Annotated in this window: 1 protein-coding gene; it reads right to left on the bottom strand. The window is 70.9% G+C overall.

Annotation, left to right across the window (positions count from 1 at the left end):
- Positions 1–234, bottom strand: a 234-nt coding sequence (locus SB786_RS37780) for an SDR family NAD(P)-dependent oxidoreductase (RefSeq protein ID WP_410731782.1), incomplete at both ends; no start/stop codon positions are given.

A 234-nucleotide genomic window follows, 5' to 3' on the forward strand; every position in this document is an offset into this window, starting at 1 on the left:
GCCGCATTCGCGTCGCCGGACACCGTGCGCAGCAGCGGCGTGTCGATGCGCCCCGGTGCGAGCGCGTTCACGGTGATGCCGTGCGGCCCGAGCTCGCCCGCAAGATGACGCGTCAAGGCGATCAGCGCGCCCTTGGTGGCGCTGTAATGCGCGCCGACGATATCGAGGTACGCCCGGCCCGCCACCGACGACATGGTCACGATGCGTCCAAATCCGCGCGCGACCATCGCGGGC

It is taken from the genome of Burkholderia sp. SIMBA_062, from assembly GCF_046534765.1.
Lineage (GTDB): Bacteria > Pseudomonadota > Gammaproteobacteria > Burkholderiales > Burkholderiaceae > Burkholderia > Burkholderia ambifaria.